Source organism: Streptomyces sp. NBRC 110035 (assembly GCF_000829695.1).
Taxonomy (GTDB): domain Bacteria; phylum Actinomycetota; class Actinomycetes; order Streptomycetales; family Streptomycetaceae; genus Streptomyces.
In genome coordinates this window covers 151,771-166,662 of record NZ_BBNN01000028.1, presented here as the reverse complement: position 1 = coordinate 166,662, position 14,892 = coordinate 151,771, and the positions used below count along the sequence as shown (strand labels likewise).

General features: G+C 73.4%; 11 protein-coding genes, 1 pseudogene and 2 riboswitches. Of the genes and pseudogenes, 7 read left to right on the top strand and 5 right to left on the bottom strand.

The features are described from left to right. Positions 1–16: 16 nt before the first annotated feature. Positions 17–1,447 (bottom strand): S8/S53 family peptidase, encoded by a 1,431-nt coding sequence (locus tag TU30_RS19220; RefSeq protein WP_042171648.1) that lies wholly within the window; start codon positions 1,445–1,447, stop codon positions 17–19. Positions 1,448–1,709: 262 nt separating this feature from the next. On the opposite strand from TU30_RS19220, the gene TU30_RS19215 reads away from it, so the two are divergent. Together TU30_RS19215 and TU30_RS19210 are read left to right on the top strand one after the other, a co-directional pair. Beyond that, a complete protein-coding gene (locus TU30_RS19215; protein WP_199816873.1) occupies positions 1,710–4,301 on the top strand; it encodes a CHAT domain-containing protein in 2,592 nt (863 codons plus the stop codon). A gap of 175 nt (positions 4,302–4,476) precedes the next feature. Beyond that, positions 4,477–4,903: pseudogene (locus TU30_RS19210) on the top strand (hypothetical protein); the annotation flags it as partial. 131 nt (positions 4,904–5,034) lie between these two features. Here TU30_RS19210 and TU30_RS19205 read toward each other — a convergent pair. From TU30_RS19205 to TU30_RS19190, 4 genes are all read right to left on the bottom strand, one after another. Continuing rightward, on the bottom strand, positions 5,035–5,973 hold the full coding sequence (locus TU30_RS19205) for a TauD/TfdA family dioxygenase (RefSeq protein WP_042171646.1): 939 nt from the start codon (positions 5,971–5,973) through the stop codon (positions 5,035–5,037). 451 nt (positions 5,974–6,424) lie between these two features. Next, positions 6,425–7,123, bottom strand: coding sequence for a (2Fe-2S)-binding protein (locus tag TU30_RS19200; protein ID WP_042171645.1), 699 nt, complete (start codon positions 7,121–7,123; stop codon positions 6,425–6,427). Positions 7,124–7,185: 62 nt separating this feature from the next. Continuing rightward, positions 7,186–7,593, bottom strand: coding sequence for a (2Fe-2S) ferredoxin domain-containing protein (locus tag TU30_RS19195; RefSeq protein WP_234307909.1), 408 nt, complete (start codon positions 7,591–7,593; stop codon positions 7,186–7,188). A 63-nt stretch (positions 7,594–7,656) separates the two neighbouring features. Continuing rightward, positions 7,657–7,786, bottom strand: a riboswitch (cobalamin riboswitch). 181 nt (positions 7,787–7,967) lie between these two features. Beyond that, the gene (locus TU30_RS19190) at positions 7,968–8,954 is read right to left on the bottom strand and encodes a ferric reductase-like transmembrane domain-containing protein (protein ID WP_042171644.1); all 987 of its coding nucleotides are present in this window, start codon (positions 8,952–8,954) and stop codon (positions 7,968–7,970) included. Between the two features lie 343 nt (positions 8,955–9,297). Next, positions 9,298–9,500: riboswitch (cobalamin riboswitch) on the top strand. A gap of 120 nt (positions 9,501–9,620) precedes the next feature. Between TU30_RS19190 and TU30_RS19185 the strand changes: the two genes are divergently transcribed. The 5 genes from TU30_RS19185 to TU30_RS19165 are packed head-to-tail and all read left to right on the top strand — an operon-like array spanning position 9,621 to position 14,852. Then, on the top strand, positions 9,621–10,607 hold the full coding sequence (locus TU30_RS19185) for a hypothetical protein (RefSeq protein ID WP_234307908.1): 987 nt from the start codon (positions 9,621–9,623) through the stop codon (positions 10,605–10,607). Next, positions 10,604–11,626, top strand: coding sequence for a cysteine synthase family protein (locus TU30_RS19180; RefSeq protein ID WP_042171643.1), 1,023 nt, complete (start codon positions 10,604–10,606; stop codon positions 11,624–11,626). Before TU30_RS19185 ends, TU30_RS19180 begins: the two co-directional genes overlap by 4 nt. Next, positions 11,623–12,876: an ATP-grasp domain-containing protein gene (locus tag TU30_RS19175; protein ID WP_042171642.1), complete on the top strand. Its 1,254-nt coding sequence runs from the start codon at positions 11,623–11,625 to the stop codon at positions 12,874–12,876. The genes TU30_RS19180 and TU30_RS19175 overlap by 4 nt, the downstream gene beginning before the upstream one ends. Continuing rightward, complete coding sequence (locus TU30_RS19170) at positions 12,869–14,134, top strand: MFS transporter (RefSeq protein WP_042171641.1); 1,266 nt, start codon at positions 12,869–12,871, stop codon at positions 14,132–14,134. The genes TU30_RS19175 and TU30_RS19170 overlap by 8 nt, the downstream gene beginning before the upstream one ends. Beyond that, entirely contained in the window at positions 14,103–14,852 is a 750-nt protein-coding gene (locus tag TU30_RS19165; RefSeq protein ID WP_042171640.1) for a class I SAM-dependent methyltransferase, read from the top strand. Before TU30_RS19170 ends, TU30_RS19165 begins: the two co-directional genes overlap by 32 nt. Positions 14,853–14,892 lie beyond the last annotated feature (40 nt).

Here is a 14,892-nt window from a genome sequence, read left to right as displayed (position 1 = left end):
GGGACGGTCCTGGACCTCATGTCCGGGCGGAGGGGAGCACGACCGGCGTGGGACGCCAGGCGGCCGGGACGAGCGCCGGTACGTTCGCCCCGCGCACCTCGGCGACGTCGCCGTTCGCGTCCATCAGCTGCTGCCGGGCCTTGCGCGGGTCGGTCTCGGCCCGCGCGGTCATGTGGGCGGCGACCATGCCGACGACGACGGGGGTGGCGAACGAGGTGCCGCTCCACTGGGCGAGGCCCTCGAACATCACCTGGTCCGGCTTGCCGGAGCCGCCCTCCTCACTGAGGACGCCGGTGTGCGGGGGGTGGCTGCAGGTGCAGGCGTAGCCGAAGCCGTAGCGGCAGGCGTCGTAGGTGGAGTGCTGGTACACGTACGGCACCGGGGTCTTGAAGCCGGTGAGCGCGCTGGTGAGGCGCTCGCCGGGCGCGTAGGCCTTCACCCAGGCACCGTGGTTGCTGAAGCAGGCGCCGAAGTCTCCGTCGCCCCGCAGGGCGCCGATCGACAGGACGGCGTCCTCGAAGCCGGGGAGGTCGGCGTAGGCGGCGGGCCAGAACGGCGTGGCGCTGGAGTTGTTGCCGGCGGCGGCGACCAGCAGGGTGCGCTGCCGCCTCAGTTCCCGCATGAAGGCGTCGACGCCGAGCAGTCCGTCGGTGCGGCCGTTGGAGGTGCCGGCGGAGAGGCTGATGACGTCGGGCCAGCCGTCTTGGTCGACGGCCTCGAACAGCTTCTCGCCGAACTCGGACTCCAGGATGGCACCGGCGTCGTTCAGGGTGCCGCGGACGGTGATGGCCGTGTGGGGGGCGACGGCCGCGACGAGCCCCGCGATGAATGTGCCGTGACCGCAGTACTGCCTCAGGACGCCGTCCTCCCCGCACTCCTCGACCTGGGCGTCGCCCCGGGTGCGGGCGAGGAGCGGGTAGGACCGGTAGTCGTTCATGAGGCCGGTGTCGATGACCAGCACACCGACGGCGCCGTCGCCGGCGTGTGCGTCGTCGGCGGCGGCCGGGTTGGGCTGCGCGCCGGCCCCCACGGGGACGGGCTCGTCGCCGGGGCAGGCGTTGACGGCGATCGACACCACGTGGTTGCGGCTGACCAGCCGGCGGCCGGTGCGGCCCTCCGGCTCCCGCAGGGCGCGCAGGGCGCCCGCCACGGCGGGGTCACCGCTGCCGTCGCCCTGCCCGGGGTCAGCGACCTGGATGCGGGTGATGCCCGAGCGGTTGGTCTCCGGGCCCGCCCGGCGCACGTGGTCGGCGGTCAGACCGGCGAAGGTGGTGAAGTGCCGCCGCACGGTGTCCTCGACGAGGCGGGCCTCCTCGCCGTCGCGGGCGAGCACGACGCCCTTCTCGTAGAGGAACTCCCCCGCGTCGTCCGGGCCGATCGCCAGGGGGACGTCGGGCATGGAGCGCTGGATCTGGCTGTACTGCTCACGGAATCGCTGGGGTGCCATGGCGTGTCCTCCACCGGGGCGATGGCGGCCGGGGCCGCGGGAGCTGTCGTAGAGCGGGGTCGGTGTCGTCGGGTGACGCGCCGTCGGGTGACGCCGTCGTCGGGCCGTGCCGCCGTCCGACGGCGCCGGTGGAACGGCGCGTCGTGAACCAGAGTCGTGGGGACGGCGTTTGATACCACGTCACACCTGTGGGGCGCGGTTGCGGAGCACTACCATCCATGAGGTGACAGCGGGAAGCGAATCGGTGCTGGAACTGCTGCCGATGGTGTTCGCCGCCCCGGGCGAGGCCCTGGCGGGGGCGGAGAAGGTGCTGGGCGGCCGTCCCACGCCGCTGCACGCGTCCGTCGCCCACCAGGTGATCGGCATGTGGCAGCGGGACTTCGGCGACCTGCGGCTGGCCCTGACCCACCTGCGGCGGGCCCGTGACTGGGCGGCGCGCGCGGACTCGGCCGAGCGGGAGGCGGACGTCCTGGGCACCCTCGGGGTGGCGCTGGTGCACGCGGGGCGCACTCGGCAGGGCATGGACGCCCTGAGCCGTGGCGTCGCGCGGTGCACCGGGCACACGCGCGCGCGCGTGCTGTTCCGGCGTGCGTACGCGTGGTGGGTGCTGGGGCATCACAAGGAGGCGCTGGAGGACGTACGGCGGGCGATCACCGTGCTGCGGCAGGTGGACGACGTGATCTGGACGGCGCGTGCCCTGACCCTGCGCGCGACGGTGCACCTGGCGCTGGGCGCGGTGGAACGGGCCGAGGCCGACTTCACCGCGGCGGAGGCGCTGTGGGACACCACCGGCCAGGAGCACGACAAGGCGGACGCCGTGGAGAGCCGGGGTCTCGCCGCGTTCCGCTCCGGTGACGTCCCGGCGGCGCTCAGGCTGCTGGACGAGGCGGAGGAACGCTACGCCGAGCTCGGCACGCCGACGTTCATGCTCGACATCCGGCGCTGCGAGGTGCTGATGGCGGCGGGACTGGCGTCCGAGGCGCTGGCCGGGGCGGACGCAGCGGTCAAGGCGCTCGACGGGATCGGCGGCCAGCCCACCCGCAAGGCGGAGTTGCTGCTGGCCGCCGCGCGGGCGGCCCGGCTGACGGACGACCCGCAGACGGCGATCGCCCGCGCGGCGCTCGCCGTACGGCTGTTCGCGGGGCAGCGGCGCACCTGGTGGGAGACGCACGCGCGGCTGGTGCTGATCGAGGCGCGGCACTCGGCCGGACGCGGTTCGGGGCGGCTGGTGGCGGAGGCGGCCGCGGTGGCCGACCGGCTGGCCGCGCTGGGTGCGCCGACGGCGCCGGAGGCGTCGCTGCTCGCGGGCCGGATCGCGCTGGACCTCGGCTGGACGGCGGACGCCGAGCGGCATCTGGCGGTCGCCGCCCGCAGCAGACGCAGCGGGCCCCCGCTCGCGCGGCTGACGGGCTGGGCGGCGCAGGCGTTGCGGGCGCAGGCGGCCGGGTCCGCGCGGGGGGTGCTGGAGGCCTGCCGGCGGGGGCTCGACGTACTCGACGACCACCGGATGACGCTGGGCGCGTCGGAGCTGCGGGCCCGTGCCACCGCGCAGGGCGCTGAGCTGGCCGCCCTGGCGCAGCGGGCGAGCCTGGTCTCGGGCGGGCCGCGGCGGCTGCTGGTGTGGAGCGAGCGCTGGCGGGCCACCGCGCTGTCCACGCCGCCCACCCGGCCCCCTGCCGACCCGGCGCTGCTCAGCGGTATGACGGCCTACCGGGAGATCGCCGCCCGCGCGGAACAGGCGCGGAGGGACGGCAGGGCCGTACCGGCGCTGGAGCGGGAACAGCGGCGCCTGGAGCGGGAGATCCGTTCCCGCACCCTGCACGTGCGCGGTACGGCGACCGACGGCCGGGGGCGGTTCGACGTCGGGGAAAGGTTCGACGTCGGCAGGCTGCTGCGGCGGCTGAGCGACAGCGGCGACGTCCTGCTGGTGGAACTCGCCGTGCTCGACGGGCGGGTGCAGGTGCTGCTGTGCGGGCAGGGGCGGGTACGGCGGTTCGAGGCGGGGCGGCTGGCCGCGGCGGAGACCGAGGCCGAGCATGTGCAGGCCGGGCTGCGGCGCCTGGCCCATCCGGGGGCTCAGGCACGGCTGCCGGTGGTGGAGGCCGCGGGCGGGCGGCTGGAGGAGCTGCTGCTGGGTCCGGCGGCGGCGCATCTGGGCACCGGTCCGTTGGTGGTCGTACCGCCGGGGCGGCTGCACCGGGTGCCGTGGGCGCTGCTTCCGTCGTTGCGGGACCGGGTGTTCAGTGTGTCGCCGTCGGCGAGCGGCTGGCTGCGCGCGCGGGAGACCGCGCCGACGCCCGGGGGCCGCCAGGTGCTGGTGCGCGGCCCCGGGCTCGCGACGGGCGGCGCGGAGGTGGCGGAGCTCGCCGGCCGGTACGGAGGGGCGCACGTCCTGGAGGAGGACGACGCGAGGGTGGAGCGGGTCCTGGAGGAACTGGACGGGGCCGAGCTGGCACACATCGCCGCGCACGGCGAGTTCCGTGCGGACGGCCCGCTGTTCTCCTCGCTGCGGATGGCCGACGGGCCGCTGATCGTGCACGACTTCGAGCGGCTCGGCCGCAGCCCGTACCGGATCATCCTCTCCTGCTGCGACACCGCGCGGTTCGCCAGCGTGGGCGCGGACGAACTCCTGGGCCTGGTCACGGCGTTGCTTCCGCTCGGTACCGCGGGCGTGGTGGCGTGCAGCGCGCCCGTCAACGACGCCGCGGTGGTGCCGTTGATGCTCGCGCTGCACAAGGGGCTCGACACGGGCCTTTCCCTGGCGGAGGCCCTGCGCGACGCGCGGGCCTGTCTGCCGGGCGACGCGGTGCACCGGGCCACCGGGTGGTCGTTCTCGGCGTTCGGCGCGGCCTGAGCGGAGTCCTTGAAGGCCGGGTACGGGGGTCGGACGGGCTGGGCCTCCCGGGGTTCGACCGACCGGGGCTCCGTCAGGCGTGATGCGGCCGACCGTGGTTCCGTCGGCCCGGGCTCCGTCAGCGTCGGCCATGCCCCCTCGCTCCTGCTCGCTGCCGCGGCAGCCGGCCCCCGCCTTCGCGCCGGGGCTGATCCTGGAACCGGAGCGGTACCGCGGTGGCGTCGTCCGCCCGGCTCCCTGTCCGCGGCCGACAAGGAGTTCGTCCTCGGCCGGTGCCCCCGGCCGAACGGCCCGGCCCGCCCGCGCCGGTGCCGTTCCGCTCGGTACCGCTGGGCCTCGGCCCCGGTGAACAGGCCGACTTCCGCATCGACCCGGTGGAGACCCGCGCGTACACGGTGGGCCCCTTCGGCGACGGCGACCTGGTCGTCGTGCTGTTCGAGGAGCGGAACGGGGAGCCCCGCTGCCTCGTCGGGCACGACGACGGAGGGACCCCGCACAACGCGACGCGCGCGGTCCGGCTCGTCAAGGGCTGCCGCTGCTTCGTCCGGATCCGCCTGTACTCCGCACGGGGTTCGGGCGAGACGGCGGTCATGTGCTGGTAGCAGCACCGGGCCGCCGCGACGACGCCACGACCACGGTCCGGCGTCACCATCGCCGTCGCCCGGCCCACGCCACCCGCCGGCCCCACGGGACCGGACATGCCTTTGCGGGGAACGGCGGTCGGCAGGGGCGCTCAGTAAGGGCGGTCGCCGGCGATGGCGACGCGCTCGGCGACCCGGCGCCCGCTGCCGTAGTCGTTGACGGCGTAGTGCTGGGTGGCGCGGTTGTCCCAGAAGGCGATGTCCCCCGGCTGCCAGCGAAAGCGCACCTGGAACTCCGGAACGTGCGCCTGCTGGAAGAGGTACCGCAGCAGCCGGTCGCTCTCCTCGCGGGTCGTCCCGGTGATGTGGGTGGTGAAGGAGGTGTTCACGAACAGCATGCGCCGCCCGGTCTCGGGGTGGGTGCGCACGACCGGATGTTCCACGGGCGGGAACCGGTCCTGATGGGGAATCAGCCGCTCGGGCCCGTAGAACCTGGCGAAGCCGGGGATGAAGTCGTGCACGGCCCGGGCACCCTCGATGCGGTCCTTCACCTCCTGGGGAAGGTTGTCGTAGGCGGCCGCCATGTCCGCCCACATGGTGTCCCCGCCGAACGGGGGCACCTCGCGCACCTGGAGGACGGCGCCGAGCGCGGGCCGCTCCCGGAAGGTGACGTCGGCGTGCCAGACGTTCTCGTAGGTCGGGGTGGCCGGGTCACGCTTGTCGAAGCGGACGACGTCCTCGGTGGCACCGGTGGCGAGCAGCGGGTTCGTCTCCAGTTCGCCCCAGTGGCCCGCGAAGGCGCGCTGCTGGTCGGAGGTGAGGTGCTGGGCGCGGAAGAACAGCACCTTCCACTCCAGCAGGGCCCGGTTGAGTTCCTCGCGGAGCTCGGGGCCGAGCGGGCGTGAGAGGTCGACGCCCTTGATCTCGGCGCCGATCGTGCGTGCCTGCGGGACGACGTCGAACCGTTCGTAGGGGCGTTCCTGCTGCCCCTCGGGCAGCCGGCGCAGTGTGCGTCGCCCCTCGTACATCCCGTCCTGCGGGATGCGCGCTTCGCGCAGGCCGACGGCCGGACCAGCGTGCGTGACGGTCATGAAGTGCTCCTTCTCGTGTCTGCTTCGCCACGGTGTCCGGCGTCCGCGGGAGACGGGCGTGCGGACGGCCTGGAAGCGGCCGGGACGGCCGGGCGCGATGATGTCCGGGGCGTCCGCCGCAAGGACGGGAGCGCGGTCCGGTGTCAGGGTCGGGGTGCGTCGAGCCTGTGGCTCAAAGGCAGCCGGTTATCGACCGGAGCGTTCACAGCCGGTTCGGTCCGGGACGCGCAGAGGCCCCGTCGTCGTGTGGAACCGGTGTGTGGTCACGGCACTGATTGTGGGATCCGCGCCGCACTCTGTCAACGGGGCGTCACCAGGAGGAAACGGTGGACGCGTGGAGGCCCGGCGTCACCGGAGTCCGCCCTGCCCCGTGCGAGGTGGTCCGCCCCTGCCGGAGCGCCGGCCTGCGCGGAGCCGGTGGGCCGGTGCGGCGCTCCGGTCGCGGCTCACCTCACGGTCCGTCCCGACCGGCCAGGCAGCAGTCACCGCATTTCGAGCCGTTCGGCACACGGTAGTAGAGGCAGCAACTGCGGCGCCGGAACGTGAGATCAGGTCCGGTGATCGTTCCCGTGCCCGCGAGCCGTCCGGTGCCCAGCAGCTCGGTCGTGAGGCCGGTGAGTGGCTCGCGCAGCCCGGGGCGGGCCCTCAGCAGGGCATGGGCCGCCCCGACGAGTGCGGAGGCGGCGTTCCCGTCCAGCAGACGCGGAGCGATCCTGACGCGGAGTCCGGCCGCGAGCCCCCGCAGATGGCCCATCACCTGCTCGTTGAGGGCGAGAGCGGGTTCGGGCAGCAGCTCGGTGTGCCAGCCGGCGGGGCGGGGCAGCCGGAGGGCCGGCCCGTCGTCGGCACGCTGCAGTTCCGTCAGGTCCGGGACGATCCCGTGCAGCAGTGCGCAAGCAAGGGCGGGGGACCACAGGCGTGCCGCGTGTCCGAGGTGGGCGATGGACACGTCGATCCGCGGTTCGCGGGTGTGGTACCGGTGCGCCACGGCCTCGGCCAGGTCGGTGAAGCCCCTCGCACAGGAGTGGTCGAGCGGATGCCAGCCCTCGTCCCGGCCACCGACGTGCACGGCGAAGAAACCGCCGAGGGCCGCCACGTCCTGGAGAGCCGCGGCGACGGCCCCGGCAGAAGCCCGGGCATGTTCGGTCATGTCGGGCGCTTCCTTTCCGGCGGGTGTACCGGCGCAGGGCCGGTGAAGGGGTGAGCGCGGTCTCAGGAAGCCGTACGCCGTCGCGGCGGCGTGATGGCGTACAGGTCGAGGATGTCCGGTGGGGGTACTACGCCGGGTCCGCCGGCGCGTGCCCAGGCGGCGATGTCCTCGGTGGCGTCCGGGTCGTTGACCAGTCCGAACCAGACGGGCCGGGCGCCGGCGGCCCGGCCCGCCGCGGAGGGCTGGACGACGATGACGTTGGCCTGTTCGCACACGTCCAGGCACGCGGACACCCGTACCGGTACCTCCGCGCGCAGGCGCGCCGTCTGCGCCGCGTGGTCGACACCGGTCACCTTCGGGCTGCCGCAGCAGCAGTCCCTGCACACGACCACTCGGCAGGGTGCCGGGGCGGGCCCCGAGGTCGCGACGTCGACGGACGTCGCTTCGGCCCTGCTCGCGTCGTCAGGCATGCGGCATCGTTCCTCTCTTCCGGGGAGATCCGCCCCGGTGACACGTCGAGGAGGCGACCGCGTGAGTCTCCTGGCTCTCGGGTCGATGCGCGCTCCGCGCCTTCCCACCCTGGTGCGGGCAGTGGTCATGTGCGGGGCTCGCTCGCCGATCACAGTGGCGGGACCGCGCCGGATTCACACCGGCTTCCTCGTTCCGCCGTCGCCTTGTCGTCGGCCATCATGGCATCGCGCGGGCTCTCGCACCACGGTGGCCTCCGTCCTCGCCCCCGAGGTGGCCTGCCGGGCGGACGGGGCGTGCGCGGTGCTCACGGAATCGGGCCGGGCCGCACGCGCGGTGCGCGTCGGGTCGTCGGGGTCGCGCCCGGACGGGAACGTCATTCCGCCTCCTGGGCGTGCGGTGCCGTCGCGGGCGGCTCGGCCGGACGGTCCCGTCCTCCGTCGCGGCCGGACACCACGACGACGAGCAGTCCGACGACGGCCGCTGCGGCCGCGAGCCGTCCACCCGCCCGCGCCGCCCAGGCCGGCCGGCTCACCCCCGCACGTCCCCGGGGCGTGCCCAGGTGCTCGGCCCTGCGGGCCGGCCGCAGCAACCGGAGCAGCAGGAGTACCGCGACCGGCAGCTGCAGCAGCCAGAGCACGGTGCGCGGCCACTCCCCGTACCAGACGTTGGTCCCGTACAGCAGGGTGTGCCACACGCTCAGCACGTACACGACGATGACGAACCGGTGCAGCCGTCGCCAGGCGTTCGCTCCGATGCGGTGCCGGACGTAGAACAACAGGCCCAGGGGGATCGCCAGATACAGGGCGCCCTGACCGAGCGGGATGGCGACCCTGCCGGTCCCGGAGTCGTACCAGCCCGGCACGAAGCTGTCCGCGAAGCCCGTCCACAGCCGTTCGGCCCAGCCCGACTCCGCCTCGTAGCGGACGAGTTCCGCCGCGAACATCAGCGCGTGCGCGAGCATCAGGGCCATCGTGGTCAGGCTCGTGGTGCGGTGCCAGCGCTCCAGTACCCGTCGGGAGACCGGCAGCCGGGCGGGACGCGGCCCGGACAGCAGCAGTCCGAGCATCACCGTGCCCCACGCCCAGAGCAGGCCCGACCACCCGAACGCCTGGCTGAGCAGATACATCCAGTAGGTGCCGGCGTCGTCCATGAACGGCATGACCGCGACCGTGTCGGAATCGCCCGAGCCCACGCGCACGTACAGGAACACGAACACGGCCGCCGTGACCACCACCGCCGCAGTGGCGTCGGGCAGAGCGGAGCGCAGATCACCCCGCAGGGCGACACGGTCGGCGGGCGGGCGTTCTCGTCCCGGCCGGGCGGCGGTCCCGTCCTCGTCCGGATTCGCGTCTGACAGCATCGGGGCCTCCCGGGCACTGGCACCTCAGGGTTGGTGCGCGTGTGTCGTGGGGCAACCAGTCTGGCTGAGGAGACGGCACATCGCCGATACCCGATCCGGCCAGAGCCCGGAGCAACGGCGAAGGCCGGCAGCTCACCGGTCCGCTGCGGGCCGCCGTCCCCGGCTCCCCACCGGGCCCAGTGGGCACAGCGGATCCGCCACCGCCGCACACCCGCGCGCGCAACCGCCAGGCTCCCCCGCCCCGGCTGCGCACCACTCGCATTCAGGACAACCGCCGTTCCCCCACTGTCGCCGGGGCGCGGGCGCCTCTACGCTGATCCGCGCAGCCGGTTCGCGACGCCCGTCCGCCCGGACGTCCGGTGGCGCGACGCAAGAGGGAACCCGGTGGGAATCCGGGACTGTCCCGCAGCGGTGAGTGGGAACGAACGCCGTCAAACGACACTGGGCCCGTGCCAGGGCCGGGGAAGTGACGGCCGGTAGGGGTCCGCGGATGTCCGGCGGGCGCGCCCACGAGTCCGAAGACCTGCCGCTGTGCCCGTGCGTCATGCGCGCGGGCTGTGCACGGTGACCTCGTGGACTGGGTCGGCGGTGCGGACGTCGCACGGCTTGCGTGTGACCGCGCCTCCTTCCCTTCCGGTGTGCAGGGCTCGGGACGGAGGAGAACGCGTGCGTGACCCAGCGGGCGCCCATCGGCTGTGCCGGTTCACGAACGCCTCGCCGCCCGGTGGGCCGGAACGGGCCGGGCCGGCCCCGGCCGTGCGCGACCGGGAGGAACAGAGGCCGCCGGGCCGGGGCACCCTGTCCGGTGTCTGCCACGGCACCCTGGGCGAGCTGTACCAGGGGCCGTTGCGGGCGGGTGCCGATCCGGACATCGCGGTGGTGTCCTTTCCCGTGAACCTCCACTCCTGGGTGTACTTCACCCCGGGGACCGCGGCCGGTCCACCGCAGCCCCCACCGCTCGGCGAGAAGGCGGTGGCCGCGGCCCGGCTCTTCCTGGAGCACTACGGCCTCACCCTGCCGCCGGGCGAGTGGAGCGCGCACTCCGACCTGCGGGTGGGCGTGGGAATGGCCAGTTCGACCGCGGACATCGTGGCCACCCTGCGCTGCCTTTTCCACGTCTTCTCCCTGCCCTGTGACATGGATGTGGTGCTCGGGATCCTGGGGGCGATCGAACGCGCCGACAGCGTCTTCCTGGACGAGTTCGCGCTGCACCTCAGCGGCCGGCACCGGGTGGTGAGGAGGCTGGGCACGGACGTCGGCTTCCACACCGCCTTCGTCACCGAGCCCGGCACCGTGGACACCCGTGCCGTCACCGGACGACTGCTCGAGCACTACCGGCGACGCGGGGAGGAGTACGAGCGGTGCCTGACCGACCTTCTCAAGGGCTTCGCCTCGGGCGACCCGGCCGCCGTCGCCCGTGCGGCGACCGTCAGCGCCACGTTGTCCCAGGAGGTGCTGCCCAAGACGGCTTTCGGCAGCCTCCTCGCCCACCGCGAGCGGTTCGGCGCCGACGGGATCTTCGTCGCGCACACCGGCTGCCTGATCGGCTACCTCTTCACCCGGCGCCCGGACGCCGACCTCAAGTCCGAACTGTCCGCTTTCTTCCACTCGCTCGGCCACCAGTGCTCATTCGCCCAAGGAGGCTACGGGTGATCCACCCCCACATCGCCGACGCCCTGAAAATTCCGGACCTGGTACGGCTCGCCGACGGAGTGGTCCTGCTCCGGTTCGAGTCCATGAAGATCTACTCGGCGCTCACCGCCGTGCGTCATCTGCTCGAGCGGGGCACGGTCCGACCGGGGCAGACCCTGATCGACAGTTCCAGCGGCATCTACGCCTACGCGCTGGCGCTGGCCTGCCACCGGTACGGCATGCGGTGTCACATCGTCGCGTCCACCACCGTCGACGCCACCACGCTCGCCCAGCTGGAGATTCTCGGCGCCACCGTCGAACAGGTCCGGCCCTCGCGGGATCTCGCACTCGACCAGGAGTTCCGGGTACGCCGGGTGCGCGAGATGCTCGCCGGGCGTCCCGACCTCCACTGGATGCGCCAGTACCACGACGACGTCCACTACCTCGGCTACCACGAGGTCGCCGACCGGATCGCGGCGGCGTTTCCGGGCACCGCGCTGACCGTGGTCGGCGGGGTGGGGTCGGGAGCGTCGACGGGCGGCATCGTGGAACGTCTGCGGGTCACGGACCCTTCTGTCCGGCTGGTGGGCGTCCAGCCCTTCGGCAGCGTCACCTTCGGCAGCCAGGACCACCACGACCCCGAAGCCATCATCGCCGGCATCGGGTCGTCCATCGTCTTCGACAACGTCCGCCACCACCTCTACGACGCCGTGCACTGGCTGGACTTCACCCACGCGATGTCCGGCGCGGTCGCCCTGCTGCGCGAGCACGCGGTCTTCGCCGGGCTCTCCACAGGCGCCGGCTACCTGGCCGCGACGTACGAGGCCCGCCGCCGTCCCGACCGGCTGCACCTGGTCGTCGGCGCCGACACCGGACACCGTTACGTCGAACGCGTATTCGCCCGGCACACGGAGGCCCAGGACCCCGCCGCGCTGAAACCGGCCGAGGTCCGCGCCCCGGAGGAGATGACCATGCCCTGGTCGAGGATGACGTGGCAGCGCACCGCCTGCCCGGCGCACGGGAAGGAGCGGGCCGTATGACCGTGGTCTGCCTGGAGTCACTGACCTTCGGACTCGGACACCTGGTGCGCGCCGCCGGCACCCTGGGCGAGCGCCTGCTGCTGCTGACCCGCGACCCCTCCTGGTACGCGTACGAACTGGACCGGCTGCCCGCCGGCTCCCTCGACGTCCTCGAGACCGACACCTTCGACGTGGAGCGGGTGGCCGGCCTGCTGCACCGGACCCGGGACCTGCGCGGCCTGATCAGCTCCACCGACACCTGGACCCTGGCCGGAGCCGACCTCACCGCCCGCTTCGGCCTGCCCGGCCTCGACCCCGCCGTCCTGCGGCTGACCCGGGACAAGGCCGCCGTACGCAACCGGTTGCACGAGGCCGGGCTCACGCGCGGACGAGCCGTCGAGACCACCGGCTCCGCGGCCGGCACACGGGAACTGCTGCTCAAGGAGGCCGGACTGCCCGCGATCCTCAAGGACACCGCGGGCACCGGAAGCCAGAACGTCTGGCTGGTCCGGACCGTGGGGGAACTGGACGCCGTCCTGGGCGAGGCGGCCGGGCGGCACCTGAAGGGCCGGCTGTTCGCCGAGCCCTACTTCAGCGGCCCGGTGTACAGCGCCGAAACCCTCACCTGGGCGGGCCGCACCCGCCTCCTCGGCGTCGCCAGCAGACTCATGTCACCGGAACCGCACTTCCGTGAGGAGATCACCGCCTTCCCCGTGGCCCTCCCGGAGGACCTGCGGGCGTCGCTGGAGGGGTGGCTCGGTGAGGTGCTGGCCTCCCTCGGGTACACCGACCGCTTCGCACACGTCGAGTTCGTGCTGACCGCCGACGGTCCGGAGGTGGTGGAGGTCAATCCCCGGATCGGCGGCGCGCTGGTCGGCGAGGGCATGTGCCGGGCGCTCGGCGTCAACGTGTACGAGGCGATGGTCGAGACCGCTCTCGGCCGCCGGCCCCGCCTGATCGACGCCGCGCCACCCGGTGGTCCGGCCGTGGCCTTCGTCCTGGGGTACCCGGCCGCACCCGGCGTCTTCACCGGGGTCGCCGGGCTCGACCGCCTGGCGGACATGCCGGGAGCTCCGGCCTGGTACCCGGTCAAGCGGACCGGCGATCCCGTCGAGCACCTGGGCGACAGCCGCGGGTACGCGGGCATCGTCTACGCCGAGGCCGAGACGGCCGAGCTCGCCACACACCGGGCGGTGGCCGCGGCCAACGCCCTGCGCGTGCTCACCCACCCGTTCCCCGACCGCGCCGGGCGGAAGGTCTCCGGTGGCTGACCGCACCGCGCGGGGGGCGGGCCCGCGAACCGGGCTGTTCCCGCTCGACGGCCCGCCGCGCTTCCTGCTGCTCAGCTCCTTCCTGATTCCGCTCGGCAGCTTCATGGTCCTGCCGTTCATGTCGGTCTTCCTGCATGAGCGGCTCGGTATGGATCTCGGCGCGGTCGGCGCCGTCCTCGCCGTGGCCTCCCTCGTGCAGTTCTCCGGCGGCATCGTGGGCGGGGCGCTGGCGGACCGGATCGGGCTGCGCCGCACGATGCTGTGGGCGCTCCTGATCCGCACGGCCGGTTTCGTCGGCCTGCTGATGGCGTTGCGCTGGCCGCCGCTGGCTGTCGGCGCGCTGATCCTGACGTGCTGCGGCGCCGCGCTCTACCTGCCGGCCAACAAGGCGTATCTGGTGCACGGCGTGGACGACGAACGTCGCCCGGCGTTCCTGTCGGCGGGCAACGCGGCGCTCAACGCGGGCATGGCCGTAGGCCCTCTGGTCGCCGGGCCGTTCGTACTGTCCTCGCCCGGCTGGCTGTTCGCGGCCGTCACGGCCCTGTTCCTCGCGGTCACGGCGGGCCACGCACGGCTGCCCGACGCGGACGGGAAAGGGACCTCCACCCCGGACACCGGCCGCAGCGGTCTCCTGGCCGGTGTGGCCGTCGTGCCCTTCGCCGCCAACGCGCTGGCGTTCTACCTCTACTTCCACTTCCAGCACTTCCTGGCGGTGTACGCCGTCGAGCGCGCCTCGAGCGAGTTCTACAGCCTGGTGCTTCTGCTCTGCTTCACGCTGGTCGTCGTCGTGCAGCCCCTCGCCTCCGGCCTGATCCGGCGCATGCCGTACGTCCTCGCCCTGGCCGTCGGTTTCACGGGGCTGGCGGCCGGGCTGGCCGTCCTGGCGATCGGCACCCGTGCGGCGCTGCTTGCGGGCGGTGCGCTGATCACCCTGGGCGACATCGTGCTGTTCCTGAAGAACGACCTGGAGGCACTGCGCCGAAGTCCCCGCTCCGACGCCGTGGTCTTCGGTCAGCAGCGGCTGGCCGCGGGCCTGGGCGCCTGCGCGAGCGGTCTGCTGGGCGGGCAACTGTACGGTTTCGGCGAACGGGCCGGGGACACCGGCTCGTTCTGGCTCCTGGCCGCCGCTCAGTGCCTCCTGCTTCCCCTTTTGCTCCTGCCGCTGCGCCCCCGCAGGGCACAGCGGCACCTCTCCCACGGAAACGACGAAGGAGTGCTGACGCGGCATGACACGGACGGGTGGGTTCCAGGACGATGACTTCTGGACCGAGTTCCACGACTTCCTCTTCTCCGAGCAGCGCCACCAGCAGGCCGAGGAGCTGCTGGACACCTCTCCCCTGCTGTCCTTCCCGCCCGGATCGCGGGTGCTGGACCTGTGCTGCGGTCCGGGGGTGTTCACCGTGCCGCTCGCCCGCCGCGGTCATGAGGTGACCGGAGTGGACCTCAGTCCGGCCATGCTGGACCGGGCGCGCAAGCGGTCGGCCGACGCCGGCGCCCGGGTCGCCCTCGTACGGGCCGACGCGCGCCGGTACGAGGCGCCGGACGGCTTCGACGTCGTCCTCAACATGTTCACGTCGTTCGGGTACTTCGAGGATCCCGACGACAACGTACGCGTGCTGCGCACCATGCACTCCTGCCTGGTGCCGGGCGGCGTCCTGGTCCTGGACCTGGCGGGCAAGGAACTGCTGGCCCGCAAGGTCGTCCCGCCCAAGGTGGTACGGCGCGGTGACGACCTGATGGTGCAGACCGACACCGTGCTCGACGACTGGGCCCGGCTGCGCAGCGACTGGGTGCTGGTCCGCGGAGAGCGGGTCACGCGGGCCACCCTGGTGTGGTTCGTGTACAGCGCGGTGGAGCTGCGCCGCATGGCCGAGGAGGCGGGCTTTGCCCGTGTGGAGGTCTTCGGCGGTTTCGACGGCCGTCCCTACGACGAGAACGCCGAGCGGCTCGTCCTGCGGGCTGTCCGCGCGACCTGACGGGAGTGGGGGCGTACGGCCGGTCCCGTACGCCCTTTCG

Bases quoted from the DNA above. Each gene is read 5' to 3' on its own strand.
- TU30_RS19220 (WP_042171648.1), bottom strand. From the start codon at position 1,447: ATGGCACCCCAGCGATTCCGTGAGCAGTACAGCCAGATCCAGCGCTCC.
- TU30_RS19165 (WP_042171640.1), top strand. From the start codon at position 14,103: ATGACACGGACGGGTGGGTTCCAGGACGATGACTTCTGGACCGAGTTC.
- TU30_RS19205 (WP_042171646.1), bottom strand. From the start codon at position 5,973: ATGACCGTCACGCACGCTGGTCCGGCCGTCGGCCTGCGCGAAGCGCGC.
- TU30_RS19190 (WP_042171644.1), bottom strand. From the start codon at position 8,954: ATGCTGTCAGACGCGAATCCGGACGAGGACGGGACCGCCGCCCGGCCG.
- TU30_RS19215 (WP_199816873.1), top strand. From the start codon at position 1,710: ATGGTGTTCGCCGCCCCGGGCGAGGCCCTGGCGGGGGCGGAGAAGGTG.
- TU30_RS19195 (WP_234307909.1), bottom strand. From the start codon at position 7,593: ATGCCTGACGACGCGAGCAGGGCCGAAGCGACGTCCGTCGACGTCGCG.
- TU30_RS19175 (WP_042171642.1), top strand. From the start codon at position 11,623: ATGACCGTGGTCTGCCTGGAGTCACTGACCTTCGGACTCGGACACCTG.
- TU30_RS19200 (WP_042171645.1), bottom strand. From the start codon at position 7,123: ATGACCGAACATGCCCGGGCTTCTGCCGGGGCCGTCGCCGCGGCTCTC.